This is a genomic window from Pseudorhodobacter wandonensis, assembly GCF_001202035.1.
Taxonomy (GTDB): Bacteria; Pseudomonadota; Alphaproteobacteria; order Rhodobacterales; family Rhodobacteraceae; genus Pseudorhodobacter; species Pseudorhodobacter wandonensis.
Genome location: NZ_LGHT01000042.1, coordinates 123,189 through 145,283, shown reverse-complemented (window position 1 = coordinate 145,283; position 22,095 = coordinate 123,189). Strand labels below are relative to the sequence as shown.

General features: G+C 55.2%; 29 protein-coding genes. 25 read left to right on the top strand and 4 right to left on the bottom strand.

Going from position 1 to position 22,095, the window contains the following annotated elements:
- Positions 1 to 31: 31 nt before the first annotated feature.
- From rplN to rpmD, 9 genes are all read left to right on the top strand, one after another.
- Positions 32 to 400: a 50S ribosomal protein L14 gene (rplN, locus tag AKU79_RS14960; protein ID WP_035714274.1), complete on the top strand. Its 369-nt coding sequence runs from the start codon at positions 32 to 34 to the stop codon at positions 398 to 400.
- Positions 400 to 705 carry a 50S ribosomal protein L24 gene (gene rplX / locus AKU79_RS14955; RefSeq protein WP_050524388.1) on the top strand — a complete coding sequence of 102 codons (306 nt, stop codon included), beginning with the start codon at positions 400 to 402 and terminating at the stop codon, positions 703 to 705. Before rplN ends, rplX begins: the two co-directional genes overlap by 1 nt.
- Entirely contained in the window at positions 705 to 1,265 is a 561-nt protein-coding gene (rplE, locus tag AKU79_RS14950; RefSeq protein WP_050524387.1) for a 50S ribosomal protein L5, read from the top strand. Before rplX ends, rplE begins: the two co-directional genes overlap by 1 nt.
- A 17-nt stretch (positions 1,266 to 1,282) precedes the next feature.
- Positions 1,283 to 1,588, top strand: a complete 306-nt coding sequence (gene rpsN, locus AKU79_RS14945) for a 30S ribosomal protein S14 (RefSeq protein ID WP_050524386.1) — start codon at positions 1,283 to 1,285, stop codon at positions 1,586 to 1,588.
- A gap of 12 nt (positions 1,589 to 1,600) precedes the next feature.
- Positions 1,601 to 1,999, top strand: a complete 399-nt coding sequence (rpsH, locus tag AKU79_RS14940; protein WP_022705620.1) for a 30S ribosomal protein S8 — start codon at positions 1,601 to 1,603, stop codon at positions 1,997 to 1,999.
- A gap of 10 nt (positions 2,000 to 2,009) precedes the next feature.
- Positions 2,010 to 2,543 carry a 50S ribosomal protein L6 gene (gene rplF, locus AKU79_RS14935; protein WP_050524385.1) on the top strand — a complete coding sequence of 178 codons (534 nt, stop codon included), beginning with the start codon at positions 2,010 to 2,012 and terminating at the stop codon, positions 2,541 to 2,543.
- Between the two features lie 11 nt (positions 2,544 to 2,554).
- On the top strand, positions 2,555 to 2,914 hold the full coding sequence (gene rplR / locus AKU79_RS14930; RefSeq protein ID WP_050524384.1) for a 50S ribosomal protein L18: 360 nt from the start codon (positions 2,555 to 2,557) through the stop codon (positions 2,912 to 2,914).
- 102 nt (positions 2,915 to 3,016) lie between these two features.
- Complete coding sequence (rpsE, locus tag AKU79_RS14925; protein ID WP_050524383.1) at positions 3,017 to 3,583, top strand: 30S ribosomal protein S5; 567 nt, start codon at positions 3,017 to 3,019, stop codon at positions 3,581 to 3,583.
- A gap of 11 nt (positions 3,584 to 3,594) precedes the next feature.
- Positions 3,595 to 3,783, top strand: a complete 189-nt coding sequence (gene rpmD / locus AKU79_RS14920) for a 50S ribosomal protein L30 (RefSeq protein WP_050524406.1) — start codon at positions 3,595 to 3,597, stop codon at positions 3,781 to 3,783.
- A gap of 78 nt (positions 3,784 to 3,861) precedes the next feature.
- On the opposite strand, the gene AKU79_RS14915 is transcribed toward rpmD, so the two are convergent.
- Positions 3,862 to 4,602, bottom strand: coding sequence for a hypothetical protein (locus tag AKU79_RS14915; protein WP_050524382.1), 741 nt, complete (start codon positions 4,600 to 4,602; stop codon positions 3,862 to 3,864).
- Between the two features lie 167 nt (positions 4,603 to 4,769).
- Here AKU79_RS14915 and rplO point away from each other — a divergent pair, with 167 nt between their 5' ends.
- The 16 genes from rplO to AKU79_RS14835 all read left to right on the top strand — a co-directional run bounded on the left by rplO (position 4,770) and on the right by AKU79_RS14835 (position 19,914).
- Positions 4,770 to 5,249, top strand: coding sequence for a 50S ribosomal protein L15 (gene rplO, locus AKU79_RS14910; protein WP_050524381.1), 480 nt, complete (start codon positions 4,770 to 4,772; stop codon positions 5,247 to 5,249).
- Between the two features lie 111 nt (positions 5,250 to 5,360).
- Positions 5,361 to 6,716: a preprotein translocase subunit SecY gene (secY, locus tag AKU79_RS14905; protein ID WP_050524380.1), complete on the top strand. Its 1,356-nt coding sequence runs from the start codon at positions 5,361 to 5,363 to the stop codon at positions 6,714 to 6,716.
- Between the two features lie 9 nt (positions 6,717 to 6,725).
- On the top strand, positions 6,726 to 7,373 hold the full coding sequence (locus AKU79_RS14900) for an adenylate kinase (protein WP_050524379.1): 648 nt from the start codon (positions 6,726 to 6,728) through the stop codon (positions 7,371 to 7,373).
- A gap of 186 nt (positions 7,374 to 7,559) precedes the next feature.
- Complete coding sequence (gene rpsM / locus AKU79_RS14895) at positions 7,560 to 7,928, top strand: 30S ribosomal protein S13 (protein WP_050524405.1); 369 nt, start codon at positions 7,560 to 7,562, stop codon at positions 7,926 to 7,928.
- Between the two features lie 14 nt (positions 7,929 to 7,942).
- Positions 7,943 to 8,332 carry a 30S ribosomal protein S11 gene (gene rpsK, locus AKU79_RS14890; RefSeq protein WP_050524378.1) on the top strand — a complete coding sequence of 130 codons (390 nt, stop codon included), beginning with the start codon at positions 7,943 to 7,945 and terminating at the stop codon, positions 8,330 to 8,332.
- Positions 8,333 to 8,452: 120 nt separating this feature from the next.
- Positions 8,453 to 9,469 (top strand): DNA-directed RNA polymerase subunit alpha, encoded by a 1,017-nt coding sequence (locus AKU79_RS14885; RefSeq protein ID WP_050524377.1) that lies wholly within the window; start codon positions 8,453 to 8,455, stop codon positions 9,467 to 9,469.
- Positions 9,470 to 9,621: 152 nt separating this feature from the next.
- The gene (rplQ, locus tag AKU79_RS14880; protein WP_050524376.1) at positions 9,622 to 10,035 is read left to right on the top strand and encodes a 50S ribosomal protein L17; all 414 of its coding nucleotides are present in this window, start codon (positions 9,622 to 9,624) and stop codon (positions 10,033 to 10,035) included.
- Positions 10,036 to 10,263: 228 nt separating this feature from the next.
- Complete coding sequence (locus tag AKU79_RS14875) at positions 10,264 to 11,634, top strand: trypsin-like peptidase domain-containing protein (RefSeq protein WP_156209794.1); 1,371 nt, start codon at positions 10,264 to 10,266, stop codon at positions 11,632 to 11,634.
- Between the two features lie 42 nt (positions 11,635 to 11,676).
- Positions 11,677 to 12,987: a replication-associated recombination protein A gene (locus AKU79_RS14870; protein ID WP_050524374.1), complete on the top strand. Its 1,311-nt coding sequence runs from the start codon at positions 11,677 to 11,679 to the stop codon at positions 12,985 to 12,987.
- 60 nt (positions 12,988 to 13,047) lie between these two features.
- Positions 13,048 to 13,425: a fluoride efflux transporter CrcB gene (gene crcB, locus AKU79_RS14865; protein WP_050524404.1), complete on the top strand. Its 378-nt coding sequence runs from the start codon at positions 13,048 to 13,050 to the stop codon at positions 13,423 to 13,425.
- Positions 13,422 to 14,468, top strand: a complete 1,047-nt coding sequence (locus AKU79_RS14860) for an RluA family pseudouridine synthase (protein WP_050524373.1) — start codon at positions 13,422 to 13,424, stop codon at positions 14,466 to 14,468. The genes crcB and AKU79_RS14860 overlap by 4 nt, the downstream gene beginning before the upstream one ends.
- Positions 14,465 to 15,172 carry an ATP12 family chaperone protein gene (locus AKU79_RS14855; protein WP_050524372.1) on the top strand — a complete coding sequence of 236 codons (708 nt, stop codon included), beginning with the start codon at positions 14,465 to 14,467 and terminating at the stop codon, positions 15,170 to 15,172. The genes AKU79_RS14860 and AKU79_RS14855 overlap by 4 nt, the downstream gene beginning before the upstream one ends.
- Before the next feature lie 235 nt (positions 15,173 to 15,407).
- The gene (locus AKU79_RS14850; protein WP_050524371.1) at positions 15,408 to 16,430 is read left to right on the top strand and encodes an amino acid ABC transporter substrate-binding protein; all 1,023 of its coding nucleotides are present in this window, start codon (positions 15,408 to 15,410) and stop codon (positions 16,428 to 16,430) included.
- A 136-nt stretch (positions 16,431 to 16,566) separates the two neighbouring features.
- Complete coding sequence (locus AKU79_RS14845; RefSeq protein ID WP_050524370.1) at positions 16,567 to 17,820, top strand: amino acid ABC transporter permease; 1,254 nt, start codon at positions 16,567 to 16,569, stop codon at positions 17,818 to 17,820.
- Between the two features lies 1 nt (position 17,821).
- Positions 17,822 to 19,111 carry an amino acid ABC transporter permease gene (locus AKU79_RS14840; protein ID WP_050524369.1) on the top strand — a complete coding sequence of 430 codons (1,290 nt, stop codon included), beginning with the start codon at positions 17,822 to 17,824 and terminating at the stop codon, positions 19,109 to 19,111.
- An 11-nt stretch (positions 19,112 to 19,122) separates the two neighbouring features.
- Positions 19,123 to 19,914 (top strand): amino acid ABC transporter ATP-binding protein, encoded by a 792-nt coding sequence (locus AKU79_RS14835; RefSeq protein WP_050524368.1) that lies wholly within the window; start codon positions 19,123 to 19,125, stop codon positions 19,912 to 19,914.
- A 66-nt stretch (positions 19,915 to 19,980) separates the two neighbouring features.
- Here AKU79_RS14835 and AKU79_RS14830 read toward each other — a convergent pair whose 3' ends face one another.
- Genes AKU79_RS14830 through argB form a run of 3 tightly spaced genes read right to left on the bottom strand, consistent with a single transcriptional unit; the run spans position 19,981 to position 22,033 of the window.
- Complete coding sequence (locus tag AKU79_RS14830; protein WP_050524367.1) at positions 19,981 to 20,487, bottom strand: SixA phosphatase family protein; 507 nt, start codon at positions 20,485 to 20,487, stop codon at positions 19,981 to 19,983.
- Positions 20,484 to 21,137 carry a hypothetical protein gene (locus tag AKU79_RS14825; protein ID WP_050524366.1) on the bottom strand — a complete coding sequence of 218 codons (654 nt, stop codon included), beginning with the start codon at positions 21,135 to 21,137 and terminating at the stop codon, positions 20,484 to 20,486. The genes AKU79_RS14830 and AKU79_RS14825 overlap by 4 nt, the downstream gene beginning before the upstream one ends.
- Positions 21,134 to 22,033: an acetylglutamate kinase gene (gene argB, locus AKU79_RS14820; RefSeq protein WP_050524365.1), complete on the bottom strand. Its 900-nt coding sequence runs from the start codon at positions 22,031 to 22,033 to the stop codon at positions 21,134 to 21,136. The genes AKU79_RS14825 and argB overlap by 4 nt, the downstream gene beginning before the upstream one ends.
- Between the last annotated feature and the right edge of the window lie 62 nt (positions 22,034 to 22,095).

Below are 22,095 nucleotides of genomic sequence, written 5' to 3'. Positions count from 1 at the left end.
GGGATGAGCCCCAAAGGTCGGGAGAAACCAAATGATCCAGATGCAGACCAACCTGGATGTTGCTGACAACAGCGGCGCTCGCCGTGTTCAGTGCATTAAGGTTCTGGGCGGTTCGCACCGTCGGTATGCTTCGGTCGGCGACATTATTGTAGTGTCGGTGAAAGAAGCCATTCCGCGCGGTCGTGTTAAGAAAGGTGACGTGCGTAAAGCCGTCGTCGTTCGTACCGCCAAAGAAGTCCGCCGTGAAGACGGCACTTCCATTCGCTTTGACCGCAACGCTGCAGTCATTTTGAACAACCAAGGTGAGCCCGTTGGCACCCGTATTTTCGGGCCAGTGGTACGTGAACTTCGCGCGAAGAACTTCATGAAAATCATCTCGCTGGCTCCGGAGGTGCTCTGATGGCTGCGAAACTTAAAAAAGGCGACAAAGTCGTCGTGCTGACCGGCAAAGACAAGGGTAAAGAGGGCGAGATTTCGTCTGTGAACCCTGAGGCTGGTAAAGCTGTTGTGGATGGCATCAACATGGCCATCCGTCACACCAAGCAAAGCCAGGGCAACCAGGGCGGCCGCGTTTCCAAAGCGATGCCGATCCAGTTGTCGAACCTTGCATTGCTGGATGCCAAGGGCAAAGCAACCCGCGTTGGTTTCCGTATGGAAGGCGACAAGAAAGTGCGTTTTGCCAAGACCACGGGGGATGCAATCTGATGCTCGACCAAGCAAACTATACCCCGCGTCTGAAGGGCGTTTACAAGGACACCGTTCGCGCTGCCTTGAAAACCGAATTCGGCTATAAAAACGACATGATGATCCCGCGTCTTGATAAGATCGTGATCAACATGGGCGTTGGCGAAGCTGTAAAAGACACCAAAAAAGTGAAAAAGGCAGCTGAAGAGCTGACCCAGATCGCTGGTCAAAAGGCTGTTGTCACCCATGCAAAGAAATCCATCGCTGGTTTCCGCGTGCGTGAAGAAATGCCGCTTGGCTGCAAAGTGACTTTGCGCGGCGACAAAATGTACGAATTCCTTGATCGTCTGATCACCATCGCTCTGCCGCGCGTGCGCGACTTCCGCGGTGTGAAGCCGACCTCGTTCGACGGCCGTGGCAACTACGCCATGGGTCTGAAAGAACAGATCGTGTTCCCGGAAATCAACTTCGACCAAGTGGACGAAGTTCTGGGTATGGACATCATCATCTGCACCACCGCGAAAACCGACGCGGAAGCGAAGGCACTGTTGAAGAATTTCAACATGCCCTTCACAGCGTAAGCGGGAGGACTAGAGATATGGCTAAGAAATCCATGGTAAACCGCGAAGTGAAACGCGCAAAGCTGGTGGCACGTGATGCTTCCAAGCGCGCTGCGTTGAAAGCGGTGATCTACAACCAAGAGCTGCCAGTCGAAGAGCGCTTTAAAGCGACTTTAAAATTGGCATCGCTGCCCCGCAACGGTTCGGCTGTGCGCATGCACAACCGCTGCCAATTGACGGGTCGTCCGCATGCGTATTATCGCAAGCTTAAACTTTCGCGCATCATGCTGCGTGATTTGGCCTCGTTCGGCCAGATCCCCGGCATGGTTAAATCCAGCTGGTAAGGAGGTCTCACGATGATGATGAACGATCCTATCGGCGATATGCTGACACGTATTCGCAATGCGCAGATGCGTGGCAAATCGACCGTTAAGACGCCTGCTTCCAAGCTGCGCGCATGGGTTCTGGATGTGTTGGCCTCTGAAGGCTACATCCGTGGTTATGAAAAAGCTGAGACCGCTGACGGTCAGGGCGAAATCACAATCAGCCTGAAATACTTTGAAGGCACGCCGGTCATTCGTGACTTGAAGCGTGTGTCTAAGCCGGGGCGCCGGGTTTATATGGCATCGAAGGACATTCCTTCGGTTCGTAACGGCCTTGGTGTTTCAATTGTCTCCACGCCGAAAGGCGTCATGTCCGATGCAGCTGCACGTTCCGCCAATGTTGGTGGCGAAGTGCTCTGCACCGTGTTCTAAGGAGGGCAAGATGTCTCGTATTGGTAAAAAACCGGTCGAACTGGTAAAGGGTGTTTCGGCAACCTTGTCCGGCCAGACAGTTGAAGTGAAAGGCCCGAAAGGGACCCGTTCCTTCACAGCAACAGACGACGTGACAATTACGATTGAAGACAACGCTGTGACGGTTAAGCCGCGCGGTACGTCCAAGCGTGCACGTCAGCAGTGGGGTATGACCCGTTCCCAGGTTGAAAACCTGGTGACTGGTGTGACCACAGGCTTCAAGAAAGAGCTTGAGATTCAGGGTGTTGGTTATCGTGCTGCGATGGCCGGCAATGTTCTGAAGCTGTCGCTTGGCTATAGCCACGAAGTCAACTTCGACGTTCCGGAAGGCGTGACTGTCACGGCTCCGAAGCAAACAGAAATCGTTGTGGAAGGCATGGACCAACAGTTGGTTGGCCAAGTCGCTGCGAACATCCGTGAATGGCGCAAGCCTGAGCCCTATAAAGGCAAAGGCATCCGCTACAAGGGTGAATTCGTATTCCGCAAAGAAGGCAAGAAGAAGTAAGGGGCGTAGAAATGGCGAACACAAAACGACAGCTGTTCCTCAAGCGCCGCTTGCGCGTACGGAACAAACTCAAGGCGATGGCAAACGGGCGTGCGCGCTTGTCAGTTCATCGGTCCAGCAAGAACATCAGCGTCCAGCTGATCGACGACGTAAACGGCGTTACTTTGGCTGCGGCTTCGACCCTCGAAAAGGGTCTTGGCTTCGTAGGCAAGAACAACGTCGAAGCGGCGACGAAAGTTGGTGCGACGATTGCCGAGCGGGCGAAAAAGGCTGGGGTCGAAGTATGTTACTTTGACCGTGGCGGCTTCCTGTTTCACGGTAAGATCAAGGCTTTGGCCGAGGCTGCCCGTGAAGGTGGCCTGAAGTTCTAAAATCAGCGGGTGGCGTTCGCGCCACCCCGATGATCCGGGGGCAATGCCCACCAGGATTGGTTCATATGGCGCGGGCTCCGCGCACTATACGAGGAATGCCTAATGGCAAGAGAAGATAACCGTCGGGACAATCGCGGTGGCCGCGAAGAGACCCCGGAATTCGCAGATCGCCTAGTCGCGATCAACCGTGTTTCCAAAACTGTAAAAGGCGGTAAGCGCTTTGGTTTCGCAGCCCTTGTGGTTGTTGGCGACCAAAAAGGCCGCGTCGGTTTTGGCAAAGGTAAAGCCAAGGAAGTGCCGGAGGCCATTCGTAAGGCAACCGAGCAGGCCAAGCGTCAGATGATCCGTGTGCCGTTGAAAGACAGTCGCACGCTTCACCACGACATGGAAGGCCGTCATGGCGCCGGTAAAGTGGTTATGCGTACCGCTGTACCAGGTACTGGTATCATTGCCGGTGGTCCGATGCGTGCTGTGTTTGAAATGTTGGGCCTGCAGGACGTGGTGGCGAAATCCATCGGATCGCAGAACCCTTACAACATGATCCGTGCGACCATTGATGGCTTGAAGCAAGAAACCAGCCCACGTCAGGTTGCGCAGCGTCGCGGCAAGAAAGTGGCCGAGATTCTGGGCACCAAGTCGGAAGCCCCTGCTGAAACTGTGGAGGCTTGATCATGGCTGACGTGAAAAAAACCATCGTTGTTAAGCAGGTAGCGTCGGCTGCCCGTCGCCCAGCGATCCAGACGGCTACCCTGAAAGGTCTTGGCCTGAACAAAATGAACCGCACCCGCGAACTGGAAGATACACCTTCCGTGCGTGGCATGGTTAACAAGATCCCGCATCTTGTTCAGATCATCGAAGAGCGTGGTTAAGTAGGGTTGGGGGGCAACCCCACCCTATGCGAGTTTTAGGCGCCCCGTAGGAAACTGCGGGGCGTCATTTTAAACAAACTAACGTCTTGTTGATTTTCTCTCAAAATAATCAAGATACGCCATAGCGTGTTCCATCGTACCATCATGCCCAAAGGCCTTTGTAGCTAACGCAAACGCTATAATTCCTCGGTGGTAATAGTTCCAAATATCTTGTTCTTGGCCCCGACGAAAAGGGTTTTCCGGCCACGCGTCAGTTCTGAAGCAATTGTTAACGTGGTCAAACATCTCCATGATATGAGGCGAAGCGCCATGAACGTATCCCGAGAAAGCATGGCCTACTACGATTGCGGAGTCTGAGTTTAGATCTCCTTGTTGTGGCCCTGAATGATCCGCGATGAATTTCAGGATTTTCCTTCTGGGCACTTGATTGCGCCCAACGACTCGCTCTTTAGCTCTCCACTGCTCAATAGTTTTTTCTTCAGCATAAAATGCTTCAAGGTATTGCGTCAGTATTTTTGGAGCGGTTTGTTGGAGCGAAGCAATAGCCAGAAAGCAAACATCGTCCTGCAGTTCATTTACTATACGACTAAGTGCAGCTTGTTCTTGAATAAAACCTGTTTCCAATAGCAAGTTTGATGCCCTTAGTCCGCTGACTATACGTACTAGTTTCTGGATTATAGCTTGTTCGATTGTTTGCTCTACGAAGCGGAGCGCAAAGCTATTCTGTTTGGGGATTGGACGAGGATTGGGGACCTGTGAAAAGAAAATAAGTATTTGTTGGTCCATCCAATCAAGCGTCTCGTTGTAAAGTACTTTCATTAGGGCTCGCAATTGCTACCATTGGTTTTGCAGATACTAACACTTGAATCCATAGTAGGCACCGTCTATACGCCCCCAGTGGCCACTGATGGTCCCATAGAATCAAGAAACGCCGCGTTTGGCCGCTCCCGTCGCTGGGGGCCACATCCGGCAATAGGAGAAGCGACATGAAACTGAATCAACTTTCCGACAATCCGGGCGCAGCCAAGAAGCAAAAGCGCGTAGCGCGTGGTCCGGGTTCGGGCAAGGGTAAGACCGCTGGCCGTGGTATCAAAGGTCAGAAATCGCGTTCGGGCGTGGCTATTGGTGGTTACGAAGGCGGGCAAATGCCGCTGTATCGCCGCCTGCCAAAGCGTGGCTTTACCAAGCCGAATGCAAAGCATTACTCGGTTGTGAACCTGGGCCTGATCCAGAAATTCATCGACCTTGGCAAGCTGGACGCAACTGCCGACATCACCGAAGATGCGATCATCGCTGCCGGTCTGACCAAGCAAAAACTGGACGGTATCCGCGTTCTGGCCAAAGGCGAATTGAAAGCCAAAGCGACGATCATCGTCACGGGCGCGTCTGCATCGGCCATTGAAGCGGTAGCAAAAGCTGGTGGCAGCCTCACAGTTGCGGCACCAGTAGCGGCTGCAGCTGAATAAGAGGTTGTGAGCCGCGTAAAGACGGCTTACATCCCTAATAAGTTTTCTCGCGCCGCCGACCGGAAAACGGTTTGGCGGCGCTTCCTTTAGCGCCTGTGGAGAAATTTAACCATGGCTTCAGCTGCGGAACAAATGGCGGCCAACCTGAGCTGGGGGGCGCTGGGTAAGGCGACCGACCTGCGCCAACGTATCTTTTTCACGATCGGCTTGCTGATCGTTTACCGGATCGGGACCTATATTCCCGTGCCAGGGATTGATGGGACGGCTCTGAAAAACTTTATGGAGCAGATCAGCGGCGGTATCGGTGGCATGTTGAACATGTTTACCGGCGGCGCAATCAAGCGCATGGGTATTTTTGCGCTGGGGATCATGCCCTACATTTCGGCCTCGATCATCGTGCAATTGCTGACATCGATGGTGCCGCGGCTGGAGCAGCTGAAAAAAGAAGGCCAGCAAGGGCAGAAAAAGATCAACCAATATACCCGCTACGGCACTGTGGCCCTGGCCTCGTTCCAGGCCTATGGCATTGCTGTCAGCTTGCAGAGCGGTGATTTGGTAACCACGCCCGGTTGGTATTTCATTGCGTCTTGCATGATCACTTTGGTCGGCGGCACGATGTTCCTGATGTGGTTGGGTGAGCAGATCACTGCGCGCGGTATCGGCAACGGCATCTCGCTGATCATCTTTGTTGGTATTGTTGCTGAAATTCCGGCGGCTTTGGCGCAGTTCTTTACACAAGGCCAATCGGGTGCGCTTTCGCCCGCGGTGATTGTTGGCGTGCTGGTCATGGTCGTCGTCGTGATTGCCTTTGTGGTGTTTATGGAGCGTGCTTTGCGCAAGATCCATATTCAATACCCCCGCCGTCAGGTCGGGATGAAAGTCTACGATGGTGGCTCCAGCCATTTGCCTGTCAAGGTTAACCCCGCTGGTGTTATTCCTGCGATCTTTGCGTCAAGCTTGCTGCTGCTGCCAATGACAATCTCGACATTTTCGGGCGCCCAAACCGGCCCTATCATGTCGACCATTCTGGCCTATTTCGGGCCAGGGCAGCCGCTCTATCTGCTGTTCTTTGTCGCGATGATCGTGTTCTTCGCCTATTTCTATACGCATAACGTGGCGTTTAAGGTGGATGAAGTCGCAGAGAACCTGAAAAGCCAGAACGGTTTTGTTCCCGGAATCCGTCCCGGTAAAAAGACCGAGGATTACCTTGAATATGTTGTGAACCGTGTCTTGGTGCTTGGTGCTGCCTACCTTGCCTTGGTGTGCTTGTTGCCAGAAATCCTGCGCCACCAACTGGGGATTCCCTTCTATTTTGGCGGCACGTCGGTTCTGATCGTTGTGTCGGTGACGATGGATACAATCAACCAAGTGCAATCGCACCTGCTGGCCCATCAATACGAAGGCCTGATTGAAAAGTCGCAATTGCGTGGCAAAAAGCGTGGTAAAGCAGCGCCATCGCGGCGTTAAGGGGGGCGGATGGCCAATATCATTCTATTGGGGCCCCCTGGGGCAGGAAAAGGGACGCAGGCCAAAAAGCTGGTCGAAGCGCGGGGCATGGTGCAGCTGTCAACCGGTGACATGCTGCGCGAGGCCAAGACTTCGGGCTCTGAGATGGGGCGCAAAGTGGCCGAGGTTATGGCGCGGGGCGAACTGGTCACGGATGAGATCGTGATCGGTTTGATCCGTGAAAAGCTGACCGGGGCTGCTGGCGGTGGGTTCATCTTTGATGGATTTCCGCGCACCTTGGCGCAGGCAGACGCCTTGGCCGCTTTGATGGCCGAAGTCGGCCAGACCTTGGACGCCGTGATCGAGATGCAGGTGGATGACGCCGCGTTGGTTGCGCGGATCACCGGCCGCTTCACTTGTGGCAATTGTGGTGAAGTTTATCATGACGATACCAAGCCTACAAAAACCGCGGGTGTTTGTGATCATTGCGGCTCGGACAACATGCAGCGCCGCGCTGATGACAATGCCGATGCCCTGCGTACACGGTTGATGGAGTATTATAAAAAGACTTCGCCCTTGATTGGCTACTACTATGCCAAAGGGGATTTGCATTCGGTAGACGGATTGGCCCCAATGGAAGTTGTGGCGGCCTCGATCGCATCGGTGCTTGATACCTGAAAGATTTCTGCCCGTCACACTTGACGGGCAGGGCAAAAGGCCATATTGCACGGCGTCCCGTAAGGGAATCGTTCTGGCATTTGAGATTCTCTAAAATTGCTAACGAGACATCAAAGGCGGATGCGCCGTCTTTGGGTTGTGAAAAAAGGTTCTGGCATAACGGAACCGCAACGAAAGGAAGCGCGCGTGGCTCGTATTGCTGGCGTAAACATTCCGACGGGGAAACGTGTCCCCATCGCATTGACCTATATCACCGGGATCGGTTCCCACACTGCAGAGATGATCTGCGAAGCTGTTGGTATCGACCGTACCCGTCGCGTTAACGAGCTTTCGGATGCCGAAGTGCTTGCGATCCGCGAACATATCGACGCCAACTTCACCGTAGAAGGTGACTTGCGCCGTGAAATCTCGATGAACATCAAGCGTTTGATGGACCTTGGCTGCTATCGCGGCCTGCGTCACCGTCGCGGCTTGCCCGTTCGTGGTCAGCGTACTCACACCAACGCACGTACTCGCAAAGGCCCTGCAAAGGCTATTGCTGGTAAGAAGAAATAAGGGGGCGTTGAATAATGGCACGCGATAAGACCCGTATGAAGCGTAAGGAACGCAAAAACATCGCCGCTGGCGTTGCGCATGTGAATTCTTCGTTCAACAACACAAAGATCCTGATCTCTGACGTTCAGGGCAACGCAATCTCCTGGTCGTCTTCGGGCACTATGGGCTTTAAAGGGTCGCGTAAATCGACTCCTTATGCTGCCCAGATGGCTGCTGAAGATGCAGCGCGTAAAGCGCAAGAGCATGGCGTGAAAACGCTGGAAGTTGAAGTGCAGGGCCCAGGTTCGGGCCGTGAATCTGCACTGCGCGCACTGGCCGCTGCCGGTTTGAACATCACTTCGATCCGTGATGTGACCCCGATGGCGCACAACGGCTGCCGCCCACCCAAGCGCCGTCGCGTTTAAGGTTTATCTATCCTGCCGGGCCGGGCGCTATTTGCGCGCGGCCCGGTTTCGGCATTTCTACATCCTCGGGCGTCGACTGCTTAGGGACATGGGCAGAAGACAAGTATGGAGGCTATACGCATGATCCACAAAAATTGGGCCGAATTGATTAAGCCGACGCAGCTGGTGGTTAACCCCGGCCCTGACGCGTCGCGGACCGCAACTGTTATTGCCGAACCGCTGGAGCGTGGCTTTGGCCTGACGCTGGGCAACGCGCTGCGCCGCGTTCTGATGTCGTCGCTGCAAGGTGCTGCGATCACGTCCGTTCAAATCGACAACGTATTGCACGAGTTCTCGTCGGTTGCCGGCGTTCGTGAAGACGTGACCGACATGGTTCTGAACCTGAAAGGCGTTAGCCTGCGCATGGACATTGAAGGGCCAAAGCGCCTGTCGATTTCGGCAAAAGGTCCGGGCGTTGTGACTGCAGGCGACATTTCGGAAATCGCAGGCGTCGAAGTTTTGAACAAAGGCCACGTAATCTGCCACCTTGACGATGGTGCCGACGTGTTCATGGAACTGACCGTAAACACCGGCAAAGGCTATGTTTCGGCTGACAAAAACCGGCCGGAAGATGCGCCGATCGGGTTGATCCCGATTGATGCGATCTATTCGCCAGTGAAAAAAGTCAGCTACGAAGTGCAGCCGACCCGTGAAGGTCAGGTTCTTGACTATGACAAGCTGACGATGAAAATCGAAACTGATGGTTCTTTGACGCCAGATGACGCCGTGGCCTATGCCGCGCGGATTTTGCAGGACCAGCTGTCGATCTTTGTAAACTTTGACGAGCCTGAATCGGCGACACGTTCGGATGTAGATGATGGGTTGGAATTCAACCCGTTGCTGCTGAAGAAAGTCGACGAGCTGGAGCTTTCGGTGCGTTCGGCGAACTGCCTGAAGAACGACAACATCGTTTACATCGGCGATCTGATCCAGAAAACCGAAGCCGAAATGCTGCGTACACCAAACTTTGGCCGCAAGTCCTTGAACGAAATCAAGGAAGTGCTGTCGGGTATGGCGCTGCACCTCGGTATGGATGTCGAAGACTGGCCGCCAGAGAACATCGAAGATCTGGCCAAGCGTTTCGAAGACCAGTTCTAAAAGTTACGGTGCGCCAAAGCCCGCCTGCGGAAAGGCTTGGCGCACCGCTGAAATGCCCGGAAATGCCGGGGAAACATGGGCATACTGCCCCAAGGTGAGTGGCCCATTCGAGGGCTGCCGGACAAAGCAAAACGCGACTTTAGGAGATTACTATGCGTCACTCTCGTGGTTACCGCCGTCTAAACCGTACACATGAACACCGCAAAGCGCTGTTCGCGAACATGTGCGGCTCGCTCATCGAGCATGAGCAAATCAAAACAACTTTGCCTAAGGCAAAAGAACTGCGCCCGATCATTGAAAAGCTGATCACTTTGGCAAAGCGTGGCGATCTGCACGCACGCCGTCAGGCCGCAGCGCAGTTGAAGCAGGACCAGTATGTGGCCCGCTTGTTCGAAATTCTTGGCCCACGCTACAAAGACCGTCAAGGCGGCTACGTACGCGTATTGAAAGCCGGTTTCCGTTATGGTGACATGGCGCCAATGGCGATCATCGAATTCGTTGATCGTGACCCAAATGCAAAAGGCGCAGCTGACAAAGCCCGTGTCTTGGCTGAAGACGCAGAATAAATTTTCGCGCCGGACAGTTCTAAAAGGCCCACCTTCCTTGGTGGGCCTTTTTTCTTTGCTGGTAGTTGTCCAAATATTTGGCATATCACGACTATGTGTCGGGTCGGCTTAGGGCGTCCCAGTGGGTATGTGAAAGTTGACCTGTCAGATTGCGAAAATGTTGCAGAGCGGTTGTCGTTAGCGCATGTCAAGCGGTGGACACCACGGAATGGAGCCAGGATGATGCCCATCAAACACGCTATTGTCGCCTTTTGTATTGGCCTGCTACCGCTAGGAGCTATGGCCCAAGAGGTGCCTGAAACACAGGCCCAGATTGCGCTGTCTTTTGCGCCGCTGGTCCAGAAGGCGGCCCCGGCAGTGGTGAATATCTATGCAAAGCGCGTGATCGAAGGGCGTGAAAGCCCGTTTGCAGGTGATCCGTTCTTTGAACAATTTGCCCAGAGTTTTGGCAAGCCCACCCAACGTGTTCAAAACTCGCTGGGCTCTGGTGTCGTTTTGTCAGCTGATGGGTTGGTAATGTCGAATTATCACGTGGTCGGTGGCGCTACCGATATTCGTGTGGTTCTGGCTGACCGTCGTGAATTTGTGGCGACCGTGATCATGGCCGATGAAGAGAGTGATCTTGCCTTGCTGCGGGTCGAAGGGGCGCATGCGCTGCCCTATCTGCCGCTGAGGGAAAGCGACAATGTCGAGGTTGGCGAACTGGTTCTGGCGATAGGCAACCCGTTCGGTGTGGGGCAGACTGTTTCCAGCGGCATTGTGTCTGGCTTGGCGCGGTCTTCGGTGTCGTTGGGCCGCGGTTATTTCATCCAGACCGATGCACCGGTGAACCCCGGCAATTCAGGCGGGGCCTTGATCGATATGGCGGGGCGGCTGATTGGCATCAACTCGGCGATCATCACCAAATCGGGTGGGTCGAACGGTGTCGGCTTTGCCATCCCGTCGGATCTGGTGGCACAAGTGATGGCGCAAGCCGCGTCTGGCAATGATCACTTTATGCGGCCTTGGGCGGGTGTATCCGGCCAAACCGTGGATGCGCAAATGGCAGAGGCCTTGGGGATGGACCGGCCCATCGGTGTCGTTTTGGATGAGTTGCATCCCGAAAGCCCCTTTGGCAAGGCTGGGCTGGTGCCGGGCGACGTTGTCACGCAGTTGGGTGGGGCTGATGTGAACAGCCCGCAAGAGATCATGTTCCGGCTTGCAGTGGCGGGTATCGGCAAGACGGTCAAGGTGACATTCGTGAGAGGTGGTCAAACCCGAGAGGTGGAGGTAGCGCTGAGCACGGCGCCAAAATCCGAAAACCGGAATGAAGTGCCTGTGACTGAAGGCGGGTTGGCAGGCCTGTCTGTTGCCATGATCGACCCCGATCTGATTGCAACGCTGGGGTTGCCACTTTCTGCGCAAGGTGTCGTGATCACCGCTGTTGAAGGTCCGCTGACAAGGGCCGGGATGGTGGTCGGCGATATTGTGCTTGGGATAAATGGCGTCGAGGTTCAATCAACCGAGGACGTGCGGGCAGTGGCTGCGCGCGGTGGGCGCGGTTGGGCGATGGATCTATTGCGGGGCGGGCAGTTGCTGCGCCTGCGGTTCCGGCTGTGATCGCGCTTTCTTACCTTTGGGAAAAGGCGTAGTCTTGCCCCTATGAGCGATCTTTTCGACCAAACCCCCGCGCCGAATACCGAAGGGCCGCGCCCCTTGGCCGACCGTTTGCGCCCGCGTAAACTGGCCGAAGTGATCGGGCAGGCGCGCGTATTGGCGGCTGACGGGCCTTTGGGTTCGATGCTGGCCGCAGGGTCTTTGTCGTCTTTGGTCTTTTGGGGCCCGCCGGGGGTGGGTAAAACGACCATCGCCCGGCTGCTTGCAGATGAAACCGATCTGGCTTTTGTCCAGATATCGGCCATTTTTACCGGCGTCCCTGATCTGCGCAAAGTGTTCGAGGCGGCCAAGCTGCGGCGACAAAACGGGCGCGGAACCTTGCTGTTTGTGGATGAGATCCACCGATTTAACAAAGCGCAGCAAGACGGGTTTTTGCCTTATATGGAGGATGGCACCATCCTTTTGGTTGGCGCCACAACCGAAAATCCCAGCTTTGAACTGAACGCAGCGCTTTTGTCGCGCTCGCAGGTGATTGTACTGGAGCGGCTAACCCTGATTGACCTAGAGCTGCTGGCGCAGCGGGCCGAGAAAGAACTGGGTCGCGCGTTGCCGCTGAAGGGTGAGGCGCGCGAGGCGATGCTGGAGATGGCCGACGGTGATGGCCGCGCGTTGTTGAACTTGATCGAGCAGGTGTCGGCGTGGAAGGTGGACGGGCATCTGACCCGCGATCAACTGTCGCAACGCCTGATGCGGCGGGCAGCGAAATACGATAAATCGGGCGAAGAGCATTACAACCTGATTTCGGCCTTGCACAAATCGGTGCGTGGGTCAGACCCGGATGCAGCACTGTATTGGTTCGCGCGGATGCTGGAAGGCGGCGAAGACCCGCGGTTTCTGGCCCGCCGCATCACGCGTATGGCGGTAGAGGATATCGGTCTGGCCGACCCACAAGCGCAAGACGTTTGCCTGCAAAGCTGGCAAACCTATGAACGGCTCGGCAGCCCCGAGGGCGAATTGGCGCTGGCGCAGGCACTTGTTTACCTCGCGCTCGCCCCGAAATCGAACGGGGTATATGTGGCCTATAAGGCCGCGCGCGCTGCGGCCAAGCAGACCGGCTCAGAGCCGCCGCCAAAGCACATCCTGAACGCGCCGACTAAGATGATGAAAGACATCGGCTATGGCAGCGGTTATGCCTATGACCATGATGCCGAAGACGGGTTTTCCGGGCAAAACTATTTCCCTGAAACGATGAAGCGGCCGGTCTGGTACATGCCCCCCGAACGTGGATTCGAGCGAGAGCTGAAAAAGCGGATAGAATACTTTGCCAAGCTGCGGGCAAAACGTCAGGGCGGGTAGGCTTTGTACGCCGCCCCTTGTCTGGTTGACAAAACCGCCGTTCAAGACCAGATAACGCCAATGATATTTACCCTTCTTCAAGTTGCCCTTGGTGGCGCTATCGGTGCCTCGGCCCGTTTCTTGACCAATGTTGCGGTGATGCGCGCAATTGGGCCGGGGTTTCCGTATGGCACGATTATCGTGAATGTCGCGGGTTCGTTCCTGATGGGTGTACTGGTCGTGGTGCTGGCACACAAAGGCGGCACCCGTTTTGCGCCGTTTTTAATGACAGGTCTGTTGGGTGGCTTCACGACATTTTCGGCCTTTTCGCTTGATGCGTTTACCATTTGGGAACGCGGCCAGATCGCCCTTGCGGGGGCTTATGTGGCCGGATCGGTTGTTTTATCAATCATCGCGCTGGTTTTGGGCGTGTTAACAATGCGGGGATTACTGGCATGAGCGATGTGAAATTGCTGACTGTTTCTGTGGATGAAGGCGAGCAGCGGCTGGACCGTTGGTTCAAGCGTCGTTTTCCACATTTGACCCAAGGCGCGGTTGAAAAGATGTGCCGAACGGGGCAAGTGCGGGTGAATGGTGGGCGGGCCAAGGCCTCGGACCGTGTGGCACCGGGGGCCGAAATCCGTGTGCCGCCTTTGCCGACAGGTGATGCGCCGTCGCGGCCGGTCAAAGACGGCGTTTCGGCCGCTGATACCAAAATGATCCAGAATTGTGTGATCTTTAAGGATGAGCATCTGATCATCATCAACAAGCCACCGGGGCTGCCCAGCCAAGGCGGCTCGGGGCAGGGGGATCGGCATGTTGACGGACTGACCGAGGCGCTGAAATTCGGGTATAAAGACCGACCCAAGTTGGTGCATCGCTTGGACAAAGGTACCTCTGGCCTCTTGATGCTGGCCCGCACCGACCGCGTTGCACGCGCACTGTCCGAGGCGCTGCGCCATCGCAACACGCGCAAGATTTACTGGGCAGCGGTGGCCGGTGTGCCTCATCCGCGCAAAGGGTCCATCAAATACGGGTTGATGAAGGCGGGCGGGCGTGGCCGTGGTGGCGAAGGCGAAAAGATGGTTTGCATTCACCCCGCCAAAATGGGCGACTACCCAGATGCCAAGCGGGCCCACACCGATTTCTTTGTGCTTTGGTTCCTTGGCACCCGCCTATCTTGGATGGCGCTAGAGCCTGTAACGGGCCGCACCCACCAGTTGCGCGCGCATATGGCTGAAATGGGCCATCCAATTCTTGGTGATGGGAAATATGGAGGCTCGGGTAGTGAAAACCAAGGCGATGGCTGGGGCGCGTCAATCGGCGGCGAGATCAGCAAAAAGCTGCACCTCCATGCGCGGTCTTTGACGATCGAGCACCCGATCACAAAGAAAATGATGACCTTTACCGCACCCTTGCCCGACCATATGGAGCGGACGTGGAAAGCGCTGGATTGGGGTGTCAATGACGTTCCTGCCGACCCGTTCGGAGGCGATGCATGAGCGGATGGGCCCCAAAGCGGTTTTGGAAACAAGCCGAAGTCGTTGCCAGTGGCGAAGGCTTTAGCGTGTCTTTGGATGGGCGCGGGCTGAAAACGCCAGCCAAAACCCCATTCTGGGTGCCAAGCCAAGCCTTGGCCGAGGCGGTCGCGGCAGAGTGGCAAGCGCAAGAGACAAAAATCAAACCCGAAACCATGCCTTTTACCCGTACAGCCAATTCGGCGCTGGATAAGGTAACGCCGCAGTTTACGGCGGTAGCCGATATGCTGGCGGCCTATGGTGGGTCTGATTTATTGTGCTATCGCGCCGAGGCGCCGCAGGAATTGGTGGCCCGTCAATGCGCCGCCTGGGACCCGCTCTTGGATTGGGCCGAGGCAGAATTCAGTGCCAAACTGACGCCAACCCAAGGCATAATGCCGGTAGAACAACCAATTGAATGCCAAGCACGTCTGGCACAGGCCGTGCATGCAATGAGCCCGTTTCAGTTGGCGGCCTTCCATGACCTTGTTGCGATTTCAGGGTCTTTGGTGTTGGGGTTGGCGATAGCGCGCGGGCGGATCGGCGTCGATGCGGGGTTTGAACTGTCACGGATTGATGAGAGCTGGCAGATCGAACTGTGGGGCGTAGACGAAGAAGCTGCCGAATCCGAGGCGTTCAAGCGCGACGGAATTCGACATGCCGCGCGATTCTTTGAATTGTGTGGGTAACAATCTTGCCAAAATTCACGGTGCCATGATTTGTTCTTGCACCAATGGCCAGCTAAAACAGAGAAATCGCACATAATTGCGTATTACGCTGTGTTGGACTTGACCTTTCAAAGCGGTTCGGACGAAACTGAAAGTGGCTGAGGGGGGGATCCCTCAATCAGTGAACACCCCGGTAACGGGGTCAGGGAGCAACTAATCCACCTGAAATTGGGTGGGACATCAGGAAGAGGTAATAATGAAGAAAACCGTATTTATTGGCGCGATGACAGCTGCCGCGACGCTTGTCGCTGGTGCGGCATCCGCGACCGTGTTGGATGAAGTCAAGGCGCGCGGTGAATTGAACTGCGGCGTGTCGACAGGCGTTAACGGCTTTTCGGCACCGGATTCCGCTGGCGAATGGCAGGGCTTTGACGTGGCAGTTTGCCGCGCCGTTGCCGCAGCCGTTTTGGGCGATCCCAAAAAGGTTAAGTTTGTAACCACCACAGGCCAGACCCGCTTTACGGCACTGGCCTCGGGCGAAATCGACCTGCTGGCGCGTAACACAACATGGACATTCAGCCGTGACACCGACCTGAAGTTCACCTTTGCCGGCGTAAACTACTACGATGGTCAGGGCTTTATGGTTAACAAAGCATTGGGCGTGTCCTCGGCAAAAGAATTGGACGGTGCAACCGTTTGTATTCAAACCGGCACAACAACCGAGCTGAACCTGGCTGACTACTTCAAAGCCAACAACATGAAGTATGAGCCGGTTCCGATCGAAACCAACGCTGAAGCACAGCAGCAGTATCTGGCTGGGGCTTGCGACGTGTACACAACCGATGCGTCCGGCCTTGCCGCAACGCGTGCGACGTTCGCAGATCCAGAGAACCACGCCGTTCTGCCAGAGATCATTTCCAAAGAACCACTGGGGCCGTTGGTCGCGCAGGGTGATGATCAGTGGGCAGACATCGTTCGCTGGACGTTGAACGCGCTGGTTGCTGCAGAAGAGCTGGGCATCACTTCGGCGAACATCGAAGAGCTGTCGAAGGGCACTTCGAACCCAGAAATCGACCGTATGCTTGGTTCGTCCGAGGATGATCTGGGTGCGATGATTGGTCTTGATAAGCAGTGGGCCAAGCGCGCGATTGCCGCTGGCGGCAACTACGGCGAAGTCTTTGCGGCCAACATCGGCGAATCTACCCCAATCGGTCTGGCACGTGGCTTGAACGCGCTTTGGACCCAAGGTGGTTTGCAGTATTCCCCGCCCTTCCGGTAAGGTGCGGCTTTAGGAGGGCGCACCATATGGTGCGCCCTTTTTTCCAAGAAATTCGGCAATTCTGACAGATGCGCGGGTAAACCCGAACCGCATCAGAGCGCGAAAAAGCGCCAGATCAGATGCAGGGGGAACGAAAATGGCAATGACGTCTGATTCTTCGGGCAGCTCGTTTCGGCTGAGCATGCTTATCTATGATACACGATACCGGTCGATTACGATCCAGATCGTGTTTCTGTTTCTATTTATGGCGGGTTTTGCCTGGCTGGTGGACAACACCTTGTCCAACCTTGCCCAAAAGGGCAAAGACATCGACTTCGGCTTTCTAGGCTCGCGGGCGGGTTATGATATCAACCAAATGCTGGTTGATTACAGCAACGACAGTTCGCACGCTCGGGCTTGGATCGTCGGCTTGCTCAACACGTTGGTTCTGGCCCTTGCGGCCTGCGTGACAGCAACGGTCATCGGCGTCATTGCTGGCGTTTTGCGACTTTCCAACAACTGGATCGTTTCAAAAATTATGACGATCTATGTAGAGATGTTCCGCAACGTACCGGTTTTGCTGTGGATTATCGTCATTTTTGCGGTTCTGACCGAAATTACACCTGCACCGAATGCGTTTCGCGGTGAGAATGCTACGTCCTCGATGCTGTTCTTTGACAGTGTGGCGATCACCAACCGTGGCACTTATCTTCCTGGGCCGCTGTTTTCGCGCAGCTTGGGTGATATTCATCTGGGAATCGTTCAGGTCAGCACGAATTATCTGGTTTTGCTGGCGATCATTGCGGGCAGCATCTGGGGCTATCGTGCCTTGCAGCACAATGCGGCGGCGGTTCAAGAGGCAACCGGTATTCGCCCTGTGACATGGTGGAAATCGGCTCTGATTATCGTTGCGCCGACGCTGGTCGCGCTGATCGTGATGGGATTTCATCTGGAATACCCCGAACTGAAAGGCTTTAACTTCAGCGGCGGCAGCTATTTACGAAATTCTTTCATCGCAATGTGGTTGGCGTTGTCGGTCTATACTGGCGCTTTTATTGCCGAAAACGTGCGTGCGGGGATTTTGGCAATTTCCAAAGGGCAGTCCGAGGCAGCATTCGCCCTTGGATTGCGCCCTGGCAAAACCATGAATCTGGTAATCTTGCCGCAAGCGTTGCGTGTGATTATCCCGCCGTTGATTTCGCAATATCTCAACATCACCAAGAACACCTCGCTTGCGATTGCGGTGGGTTATATGGATCTTCGGGCCACTTTGGGCGGCATCACGCTGAACCAAACCGGGCGCGAGTTGGAATGTATGTTGCTGTTGATGCTGACCTATTTGATCATCAGCTTGATCATCTCGGGCGCGATGAACGTCTACAACAATTCCGTCAAGCTGAAGGAGCGTTGAGATGAGCAATACCAAAATCTCGTTCGTGCGCACCAATATGTTGCCACAAAAATCACCGCCCTCCAGTCAGGTCGGGGCGGTGCGTTGGCTGCGTGAAAACCTGTTTTCCAGCCCGCTGAATGCGATGCTGACACTGCTTGGCGTGTTGATCGTCTATTTCTTGATTGTGCATTTGGGCCCATGGTTCAAAAACTCGATCTGGAATGCCAACTCTCTTTCGCAATGCCGCGAGATTTTGGCTGGCGAAAGCGGGGCCTGCTGGGCTGTTATCAAAGACCGTTGGCACCAGCTGTTGTTCGGGTTTTACCCACAAGAGGCCTATTGGCGCCCGGTTTTGACCTTTGTGTTGATGATTGTAGCCGTCGCACCGATTTTGTTTGCGGTCGTCCCGCGTAAGGTGCTGTGGTTTTCAGCAGTCTTTCCCTTCCTTGCCTTTTGGCTGCTTTGGGGTGGGTCGATTTGGTACTCGGTTGCGGCACTCTTGGGCTTTGTTGTCGGCTTTGGCGCATTCGTGCTGTTGCAGCGCATCTCGGCACTTGTTGCCGTTATTGGCGCCGTGCTTGCACCGATTTTCTGGTGGCTGTTTCTTGCGGGGCCGGTGGACACGCTGCTGACGGCCATTGTCCCGATTAGGATTCCTGCGATCCAGTCGCATGATTTCGGCGGATTCATGATTTCAATCATCATCGGTGTGACGGGCATTGTTTTGTCGCTGCCGATGGGGATTTTGCTGGCGCTAGGTCGGCAGTCAGACATGCCATTGGTGAAATGGATCTGCGTCGGCTTTATCGAATTTATCCGCGGCGTGCCGCTGATTACCTTGCTGTTCACGGCGTCGCTTTTGCTGAACTACTTTCTGCCGCCGGGCACGAATTTCGATATCGTTCTGCGGGTTATCATCATGGTGACGCTGTTTGCCGCGGCCTATATGGCCGAGGTGGTGCGGGGGGGCTTTGCCGCTTTGCCGCGTGGCCAGTATGAGGCGGCCGATGCGCTTGGCCTTGATTACTGGAAATCACAGCGCCTTATTCTGCTTCCGCAAGCGTTGAAAATCTCGATCCCGGGTATCGTGAACACATTTATCGGCTTGTTTAAAGATACCACTCTGGTCGTGTTCATCGGCATCCTTGACCCGATCGGCCTGTCAAACGCCATTCGCGCCGACAGCAACTGGAACGGCATCGTATGGGAGCTGTACGGCTTTATCGCGCTTTGTTTCTTCATCTTCTGTTTCGGCATGTCCCGGTACTCGCAGTACCTTGAAGGCAAGCTGAAAACTGACCACCGTTAAGGGAGACCGCTATGTCAGAGACCATGGCAGACCGTAAAGTAGATCGCAGCCAGATGCAGGTAAGCGACGAGGTTGCAATTCAGATCGCGGGTATGAACAAGTGGTACGGCACTTTCCATGTGCTGCGCGACATTGATCTGACCGTTAACCGAGGTGAGCGGATCGTTATCGCGGGCCCTTCGGGGTCGGGTAAATCGACGCTGATCCGCTGTATCAACCGGCTGGAAGAGCATCAGCAAGGGCAGATCATCGTTGATGGGACCGAGCTGACATCAGACTTGAAAAACATCGACAAAGTTCGGTCAGAGGTGGGGATGGTGTTCCAGCACTTTAACCTGTTCCCGCATTTGACCATTCTGGAAAACCTGACCTTGGCACCGATTTGGGTTCGCAAGACCCCAAAGAAAGAGGCCGAGGAAGTGGCGATGCATTACCTGAACAAGGTTAAAATCCCCGAGCAGGCGCACAAATACCCTGGCATGCTTTCGGGCGGGCAGCAGCAGCGTGTGGCGATTGCGCGCTCTTTGTGCATGAAACCGCGGATCATGCTGTTTGATGAACCAACATCGGCACTTGACCCCGAGATGATCAAGGAAGTGCTTGATACGATGATTGAGTTGGCCGAGGAAGGCATGACAATGCTGTGCGTGACTCATGAAATGGGCTTTGCGCGGCAGGTTGCCAACCGGGTGATCTTTATGGATCAGGGCCAGATTGTTGAGCAAAACGAGCCGGAAGAGTTCTTTAATAACCCGCAATCCGAGCGCACAAAGCTGTTCCTAAGCCAGATTTTGGGGCACTAAAGGCCTTTCATGGCAAAGCAAAAACCCAGCCGGTTGGCTGGGTTTTTTTCTATTGCATGGGGCGCTTTAGGCGGTGATTTCGTTAGGCACAATGAAATCCAGTGTGACACCTGTTCCATAAGTGACTTCGTTCCAATCCTCGATCATGAACTCAACTACCAGCGTTGCCCCCGTCGGATAACGCTGGAAATCAGGATCAGACAAGGCGTGCGCAACCAGACGATGTGCGAACTCGGCAATGCCGGGATTGTGGCCAATCATCATCACGGTGTCGGCTTTGGCATGACGCAGAACCGCAAGCATAACGTCCGGTCCGGCATGATAAAGCGCCGGTTTCAACGCAAGCTGAGGGGCCGTACCCAATACAGGCGCTATACCGGAGAACGTTTCACGGGTGCGCACCGCATCTGAACAAAGCACCTCATCGGGAACATATCCGCGCGAAGCAAGCCATTGGCCCAAGTCGGCGGCGGCGCGTGTGCCGCGCTCATTCAGTGGTCGATCATGGTCGGGTGTCAGCGGGTCATCCCAGTTGGATTTGGCGTGGCGGGTAAGGATTAGACGTTTGCTCATTTGTGAAATTGCCCCATGTGATATGCCGACTGTTCTGGCAGTCTTGCATAGGCTTGGGACACTGGGCAAGCACGACGCGCGTTGCAACCATTTTTCATACAATCCCCGCCCTCGGATCGGTCTAGAAAACTGTGACAAACGGCCAGATCATAGCCCACATCAGTCAAAGCCTGCACAGGGCAGGCGGTAAGGCAGGGTTTGTCGGCACAGGTGCTGCAGGGGCTTGCACCCGTGACGGGCAGGTCAAGCGCTTCGCGCAGCGCCAAGGCCCCTCGATAGGAAGCAAAAAGCCCCATTTGGTCATGAACGAGCAGGCGCACGGGGCTTTCCCATGCCCGCCCGGACCGAAGCGCCCATTGGTAAAACGGGTGCCATGGCGGCCCACCAAAGGGGAACAGTGCTTTGGCCCGCAAATCGCAGGCAATTTGGCCGATCACACGCCGAGACCATCGATCTATCGGATCGGCTGCGCCACTTTGCCATTCGGGCTGTGCCAAAAGATGTGGCCAGAACCCGGGTTCGGCTGGGCCAACCAGCACTAGCGTTTGGGTACCTTCGGGCAGGGTTGGATCGTCTTTTGCATGAAAGCCGCCCATAACCGCAAGGTGGTGCGGATTAAGTGCGGCCTCAATGGCGGATAAGTCGATCATTCCTCGCGGGGTTTTACCCGTGGCTCGACCGTGCTTGACCGGATGAGTGACCCAGCACCATGGTCGGTAAACAGCTCGAGCAAGCACGCGTTCGGGATGCGGCCATCAAGAATAACCACCGCGCGCACGCCTTGTTCAATCGCCATCAGCGCCGTTTCGGTTTTAGGAATCATCCCGCCGGCAATCACGCCTTTGTCGGTCAGATCGCGTACTTCTTCTGGGCTGAGCTGGGTAATCACCTCGCCATCCGCATTTTTTACGCCCGAAACATCGGTTAGCAACAACAAACGATCGGCTTTCAACGCACCTGCAATTGCGCCTGCCGCGGTATCACCATTTACGTTAAAGGTCTCGCCATTATCGCCAGGCGCAACGGGTGCGACCACCGGGATAATGCCCGCGTTGAACATATCGCGCAGAACCTGCACCCGCATATCGCGCGGGCGGCCAACAAAGCCCAACTCGGGGTCGTCGAAATCGCAAACCATCAAATCGTCGTCTTTGCCAGAAATCCCGACCGCGCGGCCGCCGGCATCATTGATCGCCTGCACAATGCGCTTGTTCACAAGGCCTGACAGCACCATTTCGACCACTTCGACGGTGGCGGCATCGGTGACACGCTTGCCACGGACAAATTCTGATTTGATCCCAAGCTTGCCCAGCAAGTTGTTAATCATTGGGCCGCCGCCATGCACGACAACCGGGTTAACCCCGACTTGCCGCATCAAGACGATATCTTGGGCGAATTCTTCCATCGCCTCGCTGTCACCCATGGCGTTGCCGCCAAACTTGACAACAACAATAGCACCCGAGTAGCGCTGCAAATAAGGCAATGCTTCGTTCAGGGTTGCGGCGGTGGCAATGGAATCACGCATATTTGCTAACTGCTTTTTCATTTTTGTTTCCCGTTAGTATTCCCTTTTTTTAACGCCTTTACGCGCCTATGCCAAGGGAAAGC